General features: G+C 42.6%; 1 protein-coding gene. It reads right to left on the bottom strand.

The window, feature by feature from the left end; translation table 11 throughout:
- Positions 1-74 precede the first annotated feature (74 nt).
- Positions 75-364, bottom strand: a 290-nt coding sequence (locus tag AC1QQ2_RS14880) for a glutaredoxin family protein (RefSeq protein WP_479713728.1), incomplete at its 5' end; no start/stop codon positions are given.

Below are 364 nucleotides of genomic sequence, written 5' to 3'. Positions count from 1 at the left end.
ACGCCCGACCTAGTGATTAGAAGTCACTTGCTCTATCCAACTGAGCTAAGTGGGGTTTAACTTATATACAAGACTTACTGGTATAAGTCAAGATTGTTGATGTGTAAGGTTAACTCTTCGTAACCACCAATCAAGAAACCATTGGTGTCGAAAACCTGAGGTACTGTTGTTAGCTCTGTCTGCAGGAGCAAGGTCTTGACCCACATCTCTTCGTAGATGTCAACCTTCTGGTAGTCAATACTGTGAGACTTAAGCAGGTCCTCTGCCTTGTCACACCACGAACAGTTAGGTCTGCTGATTACTGTATACACGTCGTCTCCTATGTTAAGAAAAGAGCAGTTTTGTAACATGCTCAGGTTATAAT

Source organism: Aestuarium sp. (assembly GCF_023253315.1).
Lineage (GTDB): Bacteria > Pseudomonadota > Alphaproteobacteria > Rhodobacterales > Rhodobacteraceae > Marivivens > Marivivens donghaensis.
This window is presented reverse-complemented; position numbering and strand designations above follow the sequence as displayed.